General features: G+C 70.0%; 16 protein-coding genes. All 16 read right to left on the reverse strand.

Features of this window, described 5'->3' with window-relative positions; genetic code table 11:
* Positions 1 to 236 precede the first annotated feature (236 nt).
* On the reverse strand, positions 237 to 1,478 hold the full coding sequence (gene dprA, locus F4556_RS11055) for a DNA-processing protein DprA (RefSeq protein ID WP_376775682.1): 1,242 nt from the start codon (positions 1,476 to 1,478) through the stop codon (positions 237 to 239).
* A 111-nt stretch (positions 1,479 to 1,589) separates the two neighbouring features.
* Positions 1,590 to 3,242 carry a YifB family Mg chelatase-like AAA ATPase gene (locus F4556_RS11060; protein WP_184913860.1) on the reverse strand — a complete coding sequence of 551 codons (1,653 nt, stop codon included), beginning with the start codon at positions 3,240 to 3,242 and terminating at the stop codon, positions 1,590 to 1,592.
* Position 3,243: 1 nt separating this feature from the next.
* Positions 3,244 to 3,774, reverse strand: a complete 531-nt coding sequence (locus F4556_RS11065; RefSeq protein WP_313068254.1) for a YraN family protein — start codon at positions 3,772 to 3,774, stop codon at positions 3,244 to 3,246.
* A 194-nt stretch (positions 3,775 to 3,968) separates the two neighbouring features.
* Positions 3,969 to 4,295, reverse strand: a complete 327-nt coding sequence (locus tag F4556_RS11070) for a DUF2469 domain-containing protein (RefSeq protein WP_057232326.1) — start codon at positions 4,293 to 4,295, stop codon at positions 3,969 to 3,971.
* Positions 4,292 to 4,828 (reverse strand): NUDIX hydrolase, encoded by a 537-nt coding sequence (locus F4556_RS11075; RefSeq protein ID WP_184913864.1) that lies wholly within the window; start codon positions 4,826 to 4,828, stop codon positions 4,292 to 4,294. The genes F4556_RS11070 and F4556_RS11075 overlap by 4 nt, the downstream gene beginning before the upstream one ends.
* A gap of 76 nt (positions 4,829 to 4,904) precedes the next feature.
* Positions 4,905 to 5,648 carry a signal peptidase I gene (gene lepB, locus F4556_RS11080; RefSeq protein WP_313068255.1) on the reverse strand — a complete coding sequence of 248 codons (744 nt, stop codon included), beginning with the start codon at positions 5,646 to 5,648 and terminating at the stop codon, positions 4,905 to 4,907.
* A gap of 153 nt (positions 5,649 to 5,801) precedes the next feature.
* Positions 5,802 to 6,704, reverse strand: coding sequence for a signal peptidase I (gene lepB, locus F4556_RS11085; RefSeq protein ID WP_184924501.1), 903 nt, complete (start codon positions 6,702 to 6,704; stop codon positions 5,802 to 5,804).
* 237 nt (positions 6,705 to 6,941) lie between these two features.
* Positions 6,942 to 7,778, reverse strand: coding sequence for a signal peptidase I (gene lepB / locus F4556_RS11090; RefSeq protein WP_313068256.1), 837 nt, complete (start codon positions 7,776 to 7,778; stop codon positions 6,942 to 6,944).
* Positions 7,779 to 7,941: 163 nt separating this feature from the next.
* Positions 7,942 to 8,748, reverse strand: coding sequence for a signal peptidase I (lepB, locus tag F4556_RS11095; RefSeq protein WP_313068257.1), 807 nt, complete (start codon positions 8,746 to 8,748; stop codon positions 7,942 to 7,944).
* A gap of 181 nt (positions 8,749 to 8,929) precedes the next feature.
* Positions 8,930 to 9,280 (reverse strand): 50S ribosomal protein L19, encoded by a 351-nt coding sequence (gene rplS, locus F4556_RS11100; RefSeq protein ID WP_184913868.1) that lies wholly within the window; start codon positions 9,278 to 9,280, stop codon positions 8,930 to 8,932.
* A gap of 153 nt (positions 9,281 to 9,433) precedes the next feature.
* Positions 9,434 to 10,252 (reverse strand): tRNA (guanosine(37)-N1)-methyltransferase TrmD, encoded by an 819-nt coding sequence (gene trmD / locus F4556_RS11105; RefSeq protein ID WP_184913869.1) that lies wholly within the window; start codon positions 10,250 to 10,252, stop codon positions 9,434 to 9,436.
* A 5-nt stretch (positions 10,253 to 10,257) separates the two neighbouring features.
* Entirely contained in the window at positions 10,258 to 10,863 is a 606-nt protein-coding gene (gene rimM, locus F4556_RS11110; RefSeq protein WP_184913871.1) for a ribosome maturation factor RimM, read from the reverse strand.
* 158 nt (positions 10,864 to 11,021) lie between these two features.
* Positions 11,022 to 11,261: an RNA-binding protein gene (locus tag F4556_RS11115; RefSeq protein ID WP_030306741.1), complete on the reverse strand. Its 240-nt coding sequence runs from the start codon at positions 11,259 to 11,261 to the stop codon at positions 11,022 to 11,024.
* Between the two features lie 2 nt (positions 11,262 to 11,263).
* Entirely contained in the window at positions 11,264 to 11,695 is a 432-nt protein-coding gene (gene rpsP / locus F4556_RS11120) for a 30S ribosomal protein S16 (protein WP_184913873.1), read from the reverse strand.
* Positions 11,696 to 12,004: 309 nt separating this feature from the next.
* Positions 12,005 to 12,583 (reverse strand): hypothetical protein, encoded by a 579-nt coding sequence (locus F4556_RS11125; RefSeq protein WP_184913875.1) that lies wholly within the window; start codon positions 12,581 to 12,583, stop codon positions 12,005 to 12,007.
* A gap of 430 nt (positions 12,584 to 13,013) precedes the next feature.
* Positions 13,014 to 14,426: a proline--tRNA ligase gene (gene proS, locus F4556_RS11130; RefSeq protein WP_184913877.1), complete on the reverse strand. Its 1,413-nt coding sequence runs from the start codon at positions 14,424 to 14,426 to the stop codon at positions 13,014 to 13,016.
* Positions 14,427 to 14,488: the final 62 nt, after the last annotated feature.

Consider the following 14,488-nt stretch of genomic DNA (forward strand, 5'->3'; position numbering starts at 1 on the left):
TCGTGCCTCGGCCCCCGGCCCTGGCCCTCCCGAGGACCGGAGGGCGCCGGTCACCCTGTGTCCGGGAATGTGTGTGGGCATACGTTGGTCTGCGCCGTTCTGCCGAGTCATGTGCTGATAGGGAAGGCACTGCGAGCGTAGCGTGACCAAGTCGCTGCGCAGTGCTACCGCCACTCGGTCGTCCCCCGAACCGGTGGTGCACACGGCGTGGCGCTCTCCGCGCCGACCCCTCGGCGTCACTCCTTCCGAGCTCGACTGCTGCGCACCAGCCGCCAGTGCGCGCCACATCTCTCGACGAAGCCGAGCGAGCCCAACTCGTAGAGCCGCTGCAGGACTTCGTCCGGCGAGAGCCCCGCCTGCCGGGCCAGCCGATCCACCGGCGCGCCCTCCGCCGAGGCGGGCACGGCCTCCAGCACCCGGGCCACCGGCGGGGGCAGCAGGTCTCTGGGGAGTACCGGACCGGACCGGCGTGGCGCCAGGTCGTCCCCGATCGCGCCGACCAGCTCACCGATCTCGGCCGCGTCGGTTACCAACGTGGCGCCACCACTGCGGATCAGCGCGTGGACCCCGGCCGACAGCTCGGAGGTCACCGGGCCGGCCACACCCATGGTGTGGCGATTCAGGTCCCGGGCCCGCCGGGCGGTACTCAGCGCCCCGCTGCGCATGGCGGCTTCGACCACCACGGTGCCCCGGGTGAGAGCTGCTATCACTCGATTGCGGAGCACGAAGCGGAACCGGTTCGGGTGCTCACCGGGTGGCAGCTCACTGAGCAGCAGGCCCTGGGCGGCGATCCGGGCGATCAGTTCCGAGTTGCCGGCCGGGTAGGCCACGTCCACCCCGCAGGCCAGCACGCCGAGGGTGACTCCGCCGACCGCGAGCGCGCCCCGGTGGGCTGCCGCGTCGATGCCGTATGCGGCGCCGGAGACCACCACCCAGCCCCGCTCGGCCAGTTGGGCCGAGAGCTCGCCCGCGACGTGTGCGCCGTAGGCGGTACAGGCCCGGGCGCCCACCATGGCCACCGAGCGCAGGGCGAGCATCCGCAGCGAACCGGTGCCACGGACCCAGAGGCCGATCGGGCGGCCGTCGCCCAGGTCATCGAGCTGGGACGGCCACTCGATGTCGCCCGGAATGATGAACCGGCCACCGGCGGCACCCACCCGTTCCAGGTCCGCGTCGATGTCGACCAGCGGGAGCCTGGCGCGGTAGGCGCCGAGCCGGTCGGCGTCCAGGTCGAGGTAACCCGGGACGGTGCGGCGGTGAATCGCCTCGATCAGGGTGGGCGCACCGACCTGGCTGAGCCACCGGCCGATCACAGCGTCACCGGGCTCGATCAGCCTGGTGAGGGCGGCCCGGGCACGGCGCTCGGCATCGGCCGCCGGGTGGGCTGTCGACTCCGCCGCCGCTGGTGCGGACGGGCGTGTCCTCGGTGTGGCCCGCGAGTTGGCGGGGGCTGTCGGGGTCGGGTTACTGCGGTTCACCTGCGCCTCCACGGTTACGACAGGTTGGACGGGCTGGGCTGGGCGGCAGATCGGACGGCCGACGCTCGGAGAAGCGGCACAGGCTCCTCGCTCGACGACCGAACCCTGCGGTCAGAACTCGCCGCCGACGTCCGCGTCCGACTCCTCGTCAGGGTGGACGGCAGTGTCCCGGGTCGGCAGACCGCGCTGCACGCCCGTGCGCAGCACCAGAGCCGTACGGACATCGACCCGGGTGGGCTGCGGACGCCCGGCCAGGTCGGCCACCGTCCAGGCGACACGCAGCACTCGGTCCAGGCCGCGCGCGGTCAACAGGCCGCGCTCCAGATCCCGTTCGGCGTCAGCCAGCGCGCCCGGAGCCAACTGCCAACGCGTACGCAACGTGTGGCCCGGTACCTCCGCGTTGGTTCGCCATGGTGTGTCGGCCAGCCGCTCGGCAGCTCGCTCGCGGGCCGCCAGCACCCTGCCCGCGACCTCCCGGGTGCCCTCGGCCCGGGTCGCCTGCCCCATCAGCTCTGCTCTGGTCACCGGCTCCACCTGGACCTGGAGGTCGACCCGGTCCAACAGGGGCCCGGAGAGCCTGCTCTGATAGCGGCTCACCATCGTCGGGGTGCATTCACAGCCCTCACCCCGGCGGGAATGGCGTCCGCAAGGGCACGGATTGGCCGCCAGGCAGAGCTGGAAGCGGGCCGGCAGCCGCACCGAACCGGCTGAGCGGGCGATGGTCACCTCGCCCGACTCCAGTGGCTGGCGCAGGGCGTCGAGCACCCGTACCGGAAACTCGGGCGCTTCATCGAGGAACAGAATGCCTCGGTGCGCCAACGACACCGCTCCCGGCCGGGGCAGGCCACTGCCACCTCCGACGATCGCCGGCATGGTGGTCGAGTGGTGCGGCGCGTAGTACGGAGGGCTGTCGATCAGTGGGCGATCGGTCGGAAGCAGCCCTGCGACCGAGTGGACGGCCGTCACTTCCAAGGACTCGGCCTGGGTCAGCGGCGGGAGCAGCGCCGGGAGCCGCTCGGCCAGCATGGTCTTGCCGGCACCGGGCGGGCCTTTCAGGAACAGGTGGTGACCACCCGCGGCCGCGATCTCCAGGGCCCGGCGCGCCTGGTGCTGGCCCGCCACGTCGGCCAGGTCGAGTTCGGCGGCCCGCTCTGCGGAGAGCCCTCTGACTCCGGCGCCAGGCAGCATCAGCCCGGCCAGCGCCGGGTCCCTGCGGCCCGTGCCGCGGTCGGGCGGCTCGTCGGGCTCGGGGGCGCCGGTGAGGATCGCGATCAGCTGGCGCAGACTGCGGACGCCCCGCACCGAGACGTCCGGGACCAGTGCGGCCTCTGGCGCGGTCTGCTCGGCGACGATGACCTGCCGGTACCCGGCGTCGGCCGCCGCGAGCACCGAGGGCAGCACGCCCCGGACCGGCCGGACCCTACCGTCCAGCCCCAGCTCACCGATGATCAGGAGGTCGGCGATGGCGGCCGGATCGAGCCGCTCGGCGGCCGCCAGTACGGCGCAGGCGACGGCGAGGTCGAAGCCACTGCCGCCTTTGGGGACCGAGGCCGGGCTCAGACCGACCGTCAGTTTCCGTTGCGGCCATGGCTCTCCGCTGTTCACGACAGCGGCTCGAACGCGGTCCTTGGCCTCGGAGAGTGCCTTGTCGGGGAGACCGACCAGAGCGAAGGTCGCGAGGCCAGGCTCAAGATCCGCCTGCACCTCCACCACCACTCCGTCCACCCCGACCAGGGCGACTGAACAGGTGCGCGCGAAGGCCATCTCAGACCGCCCCGCGCAGGTGCTCCACCAAGGCGGCACCCTTCAGGCGGTTGACCACGGCGACGAGGTCGATCCGCACGCCTCCGGGCGGCAACGGCACCGGAAGGACAGCCGGTGTGGGCTCAACGACCTGCTTGCCGCTCCTCGTGCTCCTGCCCGAGCGGGCTTTCCCGCGATCGGGCTCAGCTGCCTGCTCCTGCGGGAGCGGCACGGGGAGCCCGCCCGTTGCCTGGACCGAGTCGGCGAGCCGGGCGAAGTGCTCGGGCCAGCGCTCACCGAGCCAGCGCTCGGCCAGGTGGCGCAGCCGCACGGCCTTGGTCTGGTCGATGCCTTCGCTCGGCTGCTGGAACCCTCGCTCGGAGCGGGTCTTCACCTCGCAGACGGCGATCGTGTCCCCGTCCAGCGCGATGATGTCCAGCTCGCCTTCGGCGCAACGCCAGTTGCGCTCCAGGATTCGCAGCCCGCCCTCGGTGAGCCAGCGGGCCGCGACTTCTTCGCCGTAGCGGCCGAGGCCGTTGTTGGAACTCTGCACGGCAATCACCTCCGTGCCAGGAGGCTGTCGTATCAGTCCGAAAACGGGCCGGAGTTCGTGATTTCTGTGGATAACTCAGGCGTTGTGGATAACCGAATCACCCTTGCGGGAGGTTTTTTCAGCAACCTCTGGACATCGGAGCAGCAGCTGGTAGAGCGTCTCCTCGCGAGGACGGCTCAGCTGCCCCTGCCCGCTCAGTTACCGAAGGAGGCGTCGTCCGAGGGCAGCTCGAGATCGCTCTTGGCCAGCTCCTCGATATTGACGTCCTTGAAGGTCAGCACCCGCACCTTACGGACAAACCGGGCCGGCCGGTACATGTCCCAGACCCACGCGTCCGCCATCGACACCTCGAAGAAGACCTCCCCCTGCACCGAGTGCACCTGGAGCTCGTAGTCGTTCGTGAGGTAGAAACGCCGCTCGGTCTCGATCACGTATTTGAACAGGCCGACGACATCCCGGTACTCCCGATAGAGCTTGAGCTCCATCTCGGTCTCGTACTTCTCGAGGTCTTCGGCACTCATCCAGGCGTCCCCTCAACTCGATACGTCCACCCCATTGTGGACCACCCGGCCCTTCCGCAGAGCCGTACCGGCCGTACTGGCGGACCGTCCGTCAGTAGCAGCCCGACCAGATCCGCCAGCTCGACCGGGTAGACGGTCTCGTCGGTCTCCCGAAGTTCCGCCACCGTCCACCATCGCGCCGTCAGCAGTTGGGCATGCTCATCGGCTGCGGCTTCCTCCGGCACGCTCAGTTCGGTCTCACGGGTACGCGCCAGATGGAACCACTGGTCCTGCTCGAACCGCTGCTCCAGATAGGAGAAGGACACCGTGTCGTACGCCACCACCGGCCCGAGTTCCACCCCGGTCAGCCCGGTCTCCTCGGCCAGCTCACGCAACGCCGCGGCACGCAGCCCCTCGCCCGGCTCCGCTCCTCCGCCAGGGGTGAACCACCAGAACACCCCTGGCACCGCCGGATCCGTGCCCCGGAAGAGCAGCAACCGGTCCGCCTCGTCCAACAGCAGAACCCGCGCCGCCCGGCGCCGCTCCACCGCCATCGCCGACTCCCTCGCTCAACCGCCCGGATCGCGCCGACGTTCCTGCCGCGGCTGTTGTTGCTGCTGCCACCGCCGGTCAGCTCCGCCGGAACCGTCGGACCAGCGAGGCAAGCCCGCCCACCGCCGAGGCCAGCACGATCATCGCCGCGCCGGCGGCCATCGTGATCACGGCGGGCCCCAGCAGTCCGGGCTTCGCGGCCGTCGGGCCGGCCAGGCCGTCGAAGGCCACCGTACGCCCGCTCAGCCCGGCCCGACCGGCAGGCCAGGCCGTCCCCTCGACCCGGCCGAGCACCTCGGTGGTCGCCACCGTGCCGCCCGCCAGGTCGAGGTGGCTCCGGGAGTCGAGCGAGGCATCCCGGTTGTCTCCCATCAGGAAGAGCCGCCCCGGCGGCACGACGGTGGTGAACAGCTTGTCGTTGAGCTGCTGCTTTGCCAGGTATGGCTCGTCGATCGGGTGGTCGTTCACCATCAGCCGGTGCTGCGCGTCGCAGCAGACCACGGTGTCACCACCGACCGCGACCACCCGCTTGACCATCTGGGCGTTGCCCCAGAGCTGGTCCTGGAAGACCACGACGTCCCCTCGGCCCACGGAGTCACCGCTGACCGACCGGGCCAGCACCGTGTCACCCATGGTCAGGGTCGGAGCCATCGACTGGGTCGGGATCCGGTAGGGGCGGTACTGCACGGCGAGCACGCCGAACGCGCCCACCAGGAGCACGAAGCCGAGCCCGATCACCAGCCCCTGGGCCAGCGCCCCGACGCTTCGTCGGGCCTTCGCCGGACGCGGCGGGGCAGCCCTCGGGGTCATCACGTCGCTCACAACCGCCACCTCCAGGTCGACCCGCGACCCGCACGGGTGGGCCACGGCGGGTCCGGGAAAGCCGGCGGGCCGTGGCACGTGCGAGCAGATTACTCGCCAGTACCACGGCCCGCGCAAGACCCTGCGCCACCTCAACAGCAGCAGCCGGGGAGGTCAGCGGCGGTAGCGCCGCAGCCACCAGACCGCAGGCAGTGCGATCGCCGCACCAGCCGCAGGCGGCGCGTAGGGCAGTGCAGCGGCCGCGAGACCCTTCTGGTCGAAGGTGTCAGGCACCGGCAGCGTCGCCCAGTTGCTGATCGGCCAGGCCACCACGAAGGCCCGTCCGACCACGTTGTCCACGGGCACGGTGCCGCCACCGGGCTGGTCCTGGTGGAAACGCGAGTCGAGCGAGTCGGCCCGGTGGTCACCCATTACCCAGATCCGGTTGTCCGGCACCTGGACCGGCCCGAACGGCTTGTCGCCGCACGGGGTGTTGCCGGGGAAGATGTACGGCTCGTCGAGCGCGTTCCCGTTCACCTTGACCGGCCCCGTGCCCTGGCATTCGACCGTGTCTCCGCCGACCGCGATGACCCGCTTGATCAGGTCCTTCTCGTTCGCCGAAGGCATCAGTCCGACAAAGCTGAGTACGTCCTGCACACCGCGGACGAACGCGTTGTCGCTCTGCTGGGCCGGCTCGTCGCTCAGCCAGCCGCCCGGGTCGTGGAAGACCACGACCTCGCCGCGCTCCGGCTCGGCGCCGAACCACGGTGTCAGCTTGTCGACCAGCACCCGGTCGCCGATCTGCAGGGTGTTCTGCATCGATCCCGAGGGGATGGAAAACGCCTGGACGAAGAAGGTCTTGATCACCAGAGCCAGAATCAGCGCGATTCCGACCAGGATCGGAAGTTCCTTCCAGAAGGAACGCTGCTTTGGCTTCTTCTTGGGACTCCCTGTCGTCTCGTCGGCCGAGGCCGCCGAAGCGGCGTCCGCGGACCCGTCGGAGCCGTCCAGCTGCTCGGCACCTTCGCCCTCGGGCTCAGGACCCCCGGAACGGGCACCGATCACCAGATCCCCCACAACATCTCCTCCCTGCTGTGCGGACGCCCGCGCGTCCGCGCTCACAGTGCCGCACAGCGGGCACCACGCTCTGTGACCGACCGTCAGCCCACATCAGCTCTGCCCGTCACGGGGCGATCTGACGCCGGCACACCAGCACAGCCTCCGGAGGCGATCGGACCGTACACCGAGCACTCCAGCACTTCTCTACCACTCCAGGCCAGGACGCCCGCGCTCCCACACGGCGGGACGGGCGAATCAACCAGCGGGCGGCGCGCGCCGCACCCGCGCGCGCCTGGGCCGCACGAGGAGCGGGATGACGCCCAACACACCCATAACGAGCGGAGGTTCCGCAAGATCCGGTTGAGTGCCAGGCGATTTAGCCCGATCAGGCTCGCTCGGGTATCCACTCGCCCCCGGAACGCTACGCCCGAACGCCTCGCTCCGCACGGGAAGCGCCGACAGGGCCGCGGGAACATCGAGTTGACCGATCCGCTGCACCGGCCAGGCGATCAGGAAGGCCCGGCCGACCACATTGTCCATCGGGATGGTGCCCTGGCCGGCCTCGGTCAGGTGGTAGCGGGAGTCGGCGGAGAGGTCTCGGTGATCCCCCATCACCCACAACCGCCCTGCGGGGACAGTGACTTTGAACGGCTGCTTGGACGGCACGTTCCCCGGTGCGAGGTAAGGCTCATCCAGCGGCTTGCCGTTGACCATCAGTCGGCCGTTGGCGTCACAGCACTCGATGGTGTCGCCAGGCACACCGATCACGCGCTTGATCAGGTCCTGCTCGTCATCCGACGGCATCAGCCCGACGTAGGAGAGTGCCTGCTTGGCGCCTCGCAGCACGAAGTTGTCCTGCTCGGACTTGTGGACGGGCTCAAGCCAGCCGCCCGGATCCTTGAAGACCACGATCTCGCCCCGGCTCGGCTGACTTCCGAACCACGGCGTCAGCTTGTCCACCAGCACCCGGTCGCCGATCAGGATGGTCTGCTCCATCGAGGGCGAGGGGATCACGAAGACCTGCACCGCGAAAGTCTTGAGCACCAGGGCTATCAGCAATGCGGCCACGGCGATGAGCGGGATCTCGCGCAACAGCGACCGGCGTCTGCGCCGAGCGGCCCGGCGAGCGGATCTCCGCCGCTCCGCCCGACCTCGGGCAGGAGGCGCCGTCGCTCTCGACCTCGTCCCGCCGGCCGGCGTCACGAGGACAGCGGCCGCGTCGTCGACGGTCACCGGGGCGGTAACGGTCCTGGCTCTACCTCTGTCCCCCATGGCCACCCGTCCCCTCCACCGCAGCGAAGCTCGCAGGCCGGTCCACCGACGTCCAGTGACCGATCGGGAAAACGATCCAGTCGGCCCGCCCGATCACCCTCTTCTCGGGGACAAAGCCACCGCCCGGCTCCCCCAGGTGATCCCGCGAGTCCCGGGAGTCGCTCCGGTGATCCCCCATCACCCAGAGCTTCCCGGCCGGGACCACCACATCGAACGACACCGTCGATGGAGCGTCACCCGGGTGAAGGTAGGCCGACTCGTCCAACGGCACCCCGTTGACCTTGAGCCGCCCGTCCACCCCACAGCACGTCACCCGGTCACCCCCGACGCCGACCACACGCTTCACGTACACCGAGCCGTTCCCGGAGCCGAGCCCCACGGCCGACAGGAAGCGTCGCACAGGCGGCGTCTCCTCGGCGTAAGGCAGGAAGGAGCCCGTTCCGTCGAATACCACCACCTCGCCCCGGCGGATGTGGCCGCCGAACGAGTAGGCGAGTTGGTTCACCACCAACCGGTCTCCCGGTCGCAGCGTGTTCTCCATGGAGGCGGACGGCACCGCGAACGGGCGGGCAACGAACGCATTGACGAGCATCAGCATCAGGACGCAGACCGCGACGATCCGTAGGAGGTCACGTGCGGACCACCGGCTCGGAGGCTCGGCGTCGCCCTCGTCGGCCTGCTCAGCCGCTCCTGCTCCCCCAGCCCGCTCGGCCTTCTCTGCGGACCGGTCTGGTTCACCGAGTTCAGCAGAGGCTCCGTCTTCGTATGCCGGGGCCGCGCTGGTGGGCACCCCGTCGGCACCTGGACCGGAAACGACCGCGGACCGCGACGGCGAGTCCGCACCCGGAGGTGCGGCACTGCCGTCGCGGTCCGCGACTGGTTCTTGCGTGCTCATCGGGGCAGAGCCTATCCCGAAGGGACTCCGACCGACCCGAGCGTACTGAACCCCTGGCCAGGCCGGGGTCAGTGGATCAGCGGTCGCGCTTCTCCTTGATCTTCGCGGCCTTGCCGCGGAGGTCACGCAGGTAGTACAGCTTGGCGCGGCGAACCGCACCGCGGGTCACGACCTCGATCTTCTCGACGACCGGGGTGTGCACCGGGAAGGTGCGCTCCACGCCGACGTTGAAGGACACCTTGCGAACGGTGAAGGTCTCACCGATGCCGGCGCCGTGGCGACGGATGACGACGCCCTGGAAGACCTGGACACGGGAGCGGTTGCCCTCGATGACCCGGACGTGAACCTTCAGGGTGTCACCAGCGCGGAAGGCCGGAATGTCGTCGCGCAGCGAAGCCGCGTCGACAGCAGCGAGCTTGTTGCTCATGTTGCTCTCCATCGCAGGCGCCACGGGCCGCCCACGGAAGTTCGTCACAATAGGGTGTGCTGCGGGCCGCTTCGGTTCGCGATGATCCCCCCGTGGCGGGGGCAACGCTCCACCGACCTCCGCGAGGAAGGTCCGACGGCAGACAACAGTCGCCTATTCTTCCACAGCTTCCGCCACAGACCGAAATCGGCCGAGGCTCTGGTCCCAGGCGAGCCCCAGAATGCTGAGCGCCTCGCGCTCCTTCTTGTCGAAGGCGCCGAGCTCCCAGCGCTCGACCAGGTCCGGCCGGTTGGCCAGGGTCCGGGCGAACGCCTGCTCCCGCCGCCAGCGGGCGATCTTGCCGTGGTGGCCGCTGAGCAGCACCTCCGGCACCTCACGCCCACGCCACTCGGCGGGCTTGGTGTAGACGGGACCCTCCAGCAGGTCAGCCATCGCGCCGGGAGCGAAGGAGTCGTCCCGATGCGACTCGGCGTTGCCGAGGACACCAGGCAACAGTCGGGCGATCGCCTCGACCATCACCAGCACCGCGACCTCGCCGCCGGCCAGCACGTAGTCACCGATCGAAGCCTCGACCACCGGCATCCGGGTGGCAGCCTCCTCGATCACCCGGCGGTCGATCCCCTCGTACCGCGCGGGAGCGAAGGCCAGCCACGGCCGTCCGGCCAGCTCCTGGGCCAGCTCCTGGGTGAACGGCCGCCCGCTCGGTGTCGGCACCACCAGGGTCGGCACCTCGCCCTCCGGCCCCTCGGCGAGCACCGCGTCCAGCGCCGCCCCCCACGGCTCCGGCTTCATCACCATGCCGGGCCCTCCGCCGTACGGGGTGTCGTCGACCGTGCGGTGGATGTCCGTGGTCCACGACCGCAGGTCGTGCAGGTGCACGTCGAGCTGCCCGCGCGCCCGCGCCTTGCCGACCAGCGAAACGTTCAGCGGCTCCAGGTACTCCGGAAAGATCGTGACGACGTCGATCCGCATCTCACTCACCCGCGCGCACCGCCCTCGGAGCCACCCTCGTCGTCAGCGTCCTCGGCGTCAGCGTCATCGTCCGCGTCGTCCGAGCGGACCACCACCGCCTCCGCCGGGTCGATCAGCCCGGGCGGCGGGTCGATGATCGCCCGCTGGTTCTCCAGGTCGATGGTCGGCACGATCCGGGTGACGAACGGCACCAGCACCTCGGTCCCGTCCGGCCGGGTGACGGTCAGCAGGTCCTGGTACGGCAGGTGAACCACCTCGGAGAGCTCGCCGACCAGGGTGCCGTCGAGCAGCACCACGTCCAGGCCGATCAGCTGGTGGTCGTAGAACTCCTCGGGGTCCTCCGGCCGGTCCTCCGGGTCGATCTCCGCGATCAGCATGGTGCCGCGCAGCGCCTCGGCGGCGTTGCGGTCGTTCACCCCCGCGAAGCGCAGCAGCAGCCGACCGCTGTGCACCTTGCCCGATTCGATGGTCAGCGGGCCGGCCGAGGCCGGGTCGGTGAGCAGGACCGCGCCGGGCCCGAGCCGCAGTTCGGGCTCGTCGGTACGGACCTCGACGCTGACGTCCCCCTTGATGCCGTGGGCACGGCCGATCTTGCCGACGACGAGCTGCACGGTGATCGTTCTCCTGAATCTGTACTGGCGGTCCGTTGGGTCCGGTGGGCCGAAAGACCGGTGACTGGCGGGAAGCCGAGCGGAAGTCTCGGGAAAGCAGAAGGACCGGCCGGGACGACATGCGTCCCGGCCGGTCCCAGAAACCTGACGGTCGAGCGTCAGCGAATGCTGTCCACGTCGACCAGGTCGACCCGGACGTTGCGACCGCCGAGGGCGCCGACCACGGTGCGCAGAGCGCGGGCCGTGCGGCCGCCCCGGCCGATCACCTTGCCGAGGTCATCGGGGTGCACGCGCACCTCGATGGTGTTGCCCCGACGCAGGTTGCGCGAACGCACCTGCACCTCGTCGGGGTGCTCGACGATGCCCTTGACCAAGTGGTCGAGGGCGTCCTCGATCACGCTCAGGCCTCGGTGGAAGCGGCGTCGGCCTCAGCCTCGGCCTTGTCCGCCTTCTTGGCCTTCGGGGTGATGGCAACACCGGTGGTGCTGTCCTCGAAGCCGGCGACGGCCTTCGCGAAGAGGTGCGAGAAGTCCTCGACCTTGGGCTCGGCCACCAGCAGCGGCGCCGGGGCCGGGAGGCCCTTGAACTTCTGCCAGTCGCCGGTGAGCTTCAGGATGGCGAGGACCGGCTCGGTCGGCTGGGCGCCGACGGACAGCCAGTACTGGGCGCGGTCGGTGTCGACCTCGATCTTCGAGGGGTTGTAGGTCGGCTGGTAGATGCCGATCTCCTCGATGGCGCGACCGTCACGCTTGGTGCGCGAGTCCGCGACGACGATGCGGTAGTGCGGGGAGCGAATCTTGCCGAGACGCTTGAGCTTGATCTTGACTGCCACGGGAGTGGGTTCTCCTGGTGTTGACGTGGGTGAGCGGCCGCTGCCACCGCGTGGGGTTGCGGGGGCGGCCGTTCAAGGGACACGCCAGCCGTAGGAGAGAGGGGTCCTGCTCGGCTGCCGAGTACTCAGCTGTCCATTCTGCCACACCGCGCCGGTCGGCCCGACCGAGGGCCCCCGCCCTCGGTTGAGCCGAGTCTCAGCACTACAGGTGGTGCGGAACGTGCGACACAGCCCGCTGGCAACGGACGGCAGGTTCGGACAGAACAGCAAGCACAACAGCAACAGCAGGAGAGCAGAACGGAGCTGCCGTCACGCGATCCGGAACGGCTGCTGGCAGGCACCGCAGACGATCGACGCCTGGGCGAGCACCGACGGCACCACCCGGACGTTGCGCCCGCAGCCGCAGATCGCCTTGACCCGGACCCCGCCACCGGAGGAGCCGTGCCGGGCCGCCGGGCCGCGGAACGCGCGGTGCCCACCCTCGCCGTTGACGGCGAGGTGGTGTGCGCCGAGCGCGCGGTCGAGCCGCTCGATCGTGCCCGAGTAGCGCTCCTGAGTCTCCGTCAGCATGGTCACCTGGGAGAAGCCGCTGCTGGCGTGCGGTTCGACCGGGTGGGCCAGCCCGAGCTCGGAGGCGAGCAGCAGGAAGCGCCGGTTGTGGTAGCGCCCGGCCCGTGAGGTGTCACGGATGTCGCGGGCCGCGGCCAGGCCGTGGGCGGCTTCGTGCAGCAGTCGCTCGAAGCCGAGCCGACTGCCGCAGGCGGAGGAGGACTCGCCGATCAGGGCCTCTGGCGAGGCGAGGTCGGGGAGGTCCTGGTGGTGGGCCTGGATGTCACTCCAGGCGGCGGCCAGTTCGGCCGCGAGGACGAGAGGCTGTGTCGTGCTCACGCTAGACCAACGATGCAGTGAGCGCCGATGTTCCGCGAGTTCCGGTTCTCCGGGAATTCCCAGCGAACTCCCAGGAATGCGCTGTCGCGCGTGAATTGCGCTGCCCGTATCTGACGCAAGACCAACCCCCTGCAACTTTGGGCCCGGCGAACCTCGCCCGGCTCTCGGCAATCGCCTCGGAGGCGGTTGCCCCCTTACGGCGAACGGCCCGTGGCGGTGTCGAAATTGACAGGGCCACGGGCCGTACACCGTACCGCTAGTTCAGCACGACCGGGAGTTGACCGGTCAGTAGTCTCACCAGACAGTCAGTCAGCGGTACAACAATCACACCGCATTAGTCGTGCTCGATGACTCACAAAGCCCGAACCGAGCCCGAACCGATCGCGAATGCTCCCGATCAAGCCGGGACCGCGATCACGTCCGGCCACGATCAGTAGGCGCGAGCCACGATCGCGATGTTGCCCTCCTGATCGTCCGTCAGCGGCACCGAGCCGTCGGCGGCGACGATGCAGCGGACCGACACGCCCTGCTCGGCCAGCTTGGCCTCGCCGGCCGGGCCGAGCTCGGCCCAGGAGATCCGGCCCCAGCCGGTGGCGGCGGCCTCGACGGCCTCGTCCAGGTTCTTGACCTCGACGGTGCGGGAGATCCGACGCTCGCGGGACTGACGGAGCAGCAGCTCCTGGTCCTCCTCGAGGATGCCGGGCAGCAGCGCGGCCAGGCCGTCGATCGAGACCGGCTCCTTGCCGCCGGGGATGCGGCGGGCCAGCATCGCGGTGCCGTTCTCCAGGTCGCGCGGGCCGACCTCGATGCGCAGCGGTACGCCCTTGAGCTCCCAGTCCACGGCGCGGCGGCCGAACGGGGTGTCGGTCTTGTCGTCGACCACGACCCGGATGCCGGCCGCCTCGAGCTGGGCGCCGATCTCGCGGACCTTGGCCAGCACCGCGTCGTCACCCTTGATGGCGAGCACCACGGCCTGCACGGCGGCCAGCCGCGGCGGCACCCGCAGCCCGTTGTCGTCGCCGTGCGACATGATCAGGCCGCCGACCATCCGGGTGGAGACGCCCCAGGAGGTCTGCCAGACGTACTCGCGCTCGGCGCCCTGCAGCTGGTACGTGGTGTTGAAGGCCTTGGCGAAGTTCTGGCCCAGCTCGTGGCTGGTGCCCATCTGCAGCGCCTTGCCGTCGCCCATCATGGCCTCGAGGGTGAGGGTGTTGATGGCGCCCGCGAAGCGCTCCTTCGCGGTCTTGCGGCCGAGCACCACGTCGATGCCCAGCACGTTGGTCATGAAGTCGCCGTAGACGGCGGTGTGGATCATCGAGGCGTACGCGCGGGCGTCCTCGTAGGTGGCGTGGGCCGTGTGGCCCTCCTGCCAGAGGAACTCGGTGGTGCGGAGGAAGACCCGGGGGCGCAGCTCCCAGCGGACCACGTTGGCCCACTGGTTGATCAGCAGGGGCAGGTCGCGGTGGCTCTGCACCCACTTGGAGAAGTACTCGTTGATGATCGTCTCGGAGGTCGGCCGGACCACGACGGGCTCGTCGAGCTCCTTGCCGCCGCCGTGGGTGACCACGGCGAGCTCGGGGGCGAAGCCCTCGACGTGCTCCGCCTCCTTGGTCAGGTAGGACTGCGGGATGAACATCGGGAAGTAGGCGTTCTGCGCGCCTGCCTTCTTGATCCGCGCGTCCATCTCCTGCTGCATCCGCTCCCACAGGCCGTAGCCGTACGGTCGGATGACCATGGTGCCGCGCACCGGACCGTTGTCGGCCAGCTCGGCCTTGTTGATGAGGTCCTGGTACCAGCGCGGGAAGTCGTCCGCCTGAGGAGTGAGAACGGGTGCCTTAGCCATGGGGCAGATGGTACGGGGCCGAGGGCCCTGACTGTGAATCCGTTTCGGTGCGCGAGCGGTGG

Source organism: Kitasatospora gansuensis, assembly GCF_014203705.1.
Classification (GTDB): Bacteria; Actinomycetota; Actinomycetes; order Streptomycetales; family Streptomycetaceae; genus Kitasatospora; species Kitasatospora gansuensis.

Bases quoted from the DNA above. Each gene is read 5' to 3' on its own strand.
- F4556_RS11060 (WP_184913860.1), bottom strand. From the start codon at position 3,242: ATGGCCTTCGCGCGCACCTGTTCAGTCGCCCTGGTCGGGGTGGACGGA.
- F4556_RS11070 (WP_057232326.1), bottom strand. From the start codon at position 4,295: ATGAGTGCCGAAGACCTCGAGAAGTACGAGACCGAGATGGAGCTCAAG.
- F4556_RS11075 (WP_184913864.1), bottom strand. From the start codon at position 4,828: ATGGCGGTGGAGCGGCGCCGGGCGGCGCGGGTTCTGCTGTTGGACGAG.
- rplS (WP_184913868.1), bottom strand. From the start codon at position 9,280: ATGAGCAACAAGCTCGCTGCTGTCGACGCGGCTTCGCTGCGCGACGAC.
- trmD (WP_184913869.1), bottom strand. From the start codon at position 10,252: ATGCGGATCGACGTCGTCACGATCTTTCCGGAGTACCTGGAGCCGCTG.
- proS (WP_184913877.1), bottom strand. From the start codon at position 14,426: ATGGCTAAGGCACCCGTTCTCACTCCTCAGGCGGACGACTTCCCGCGC.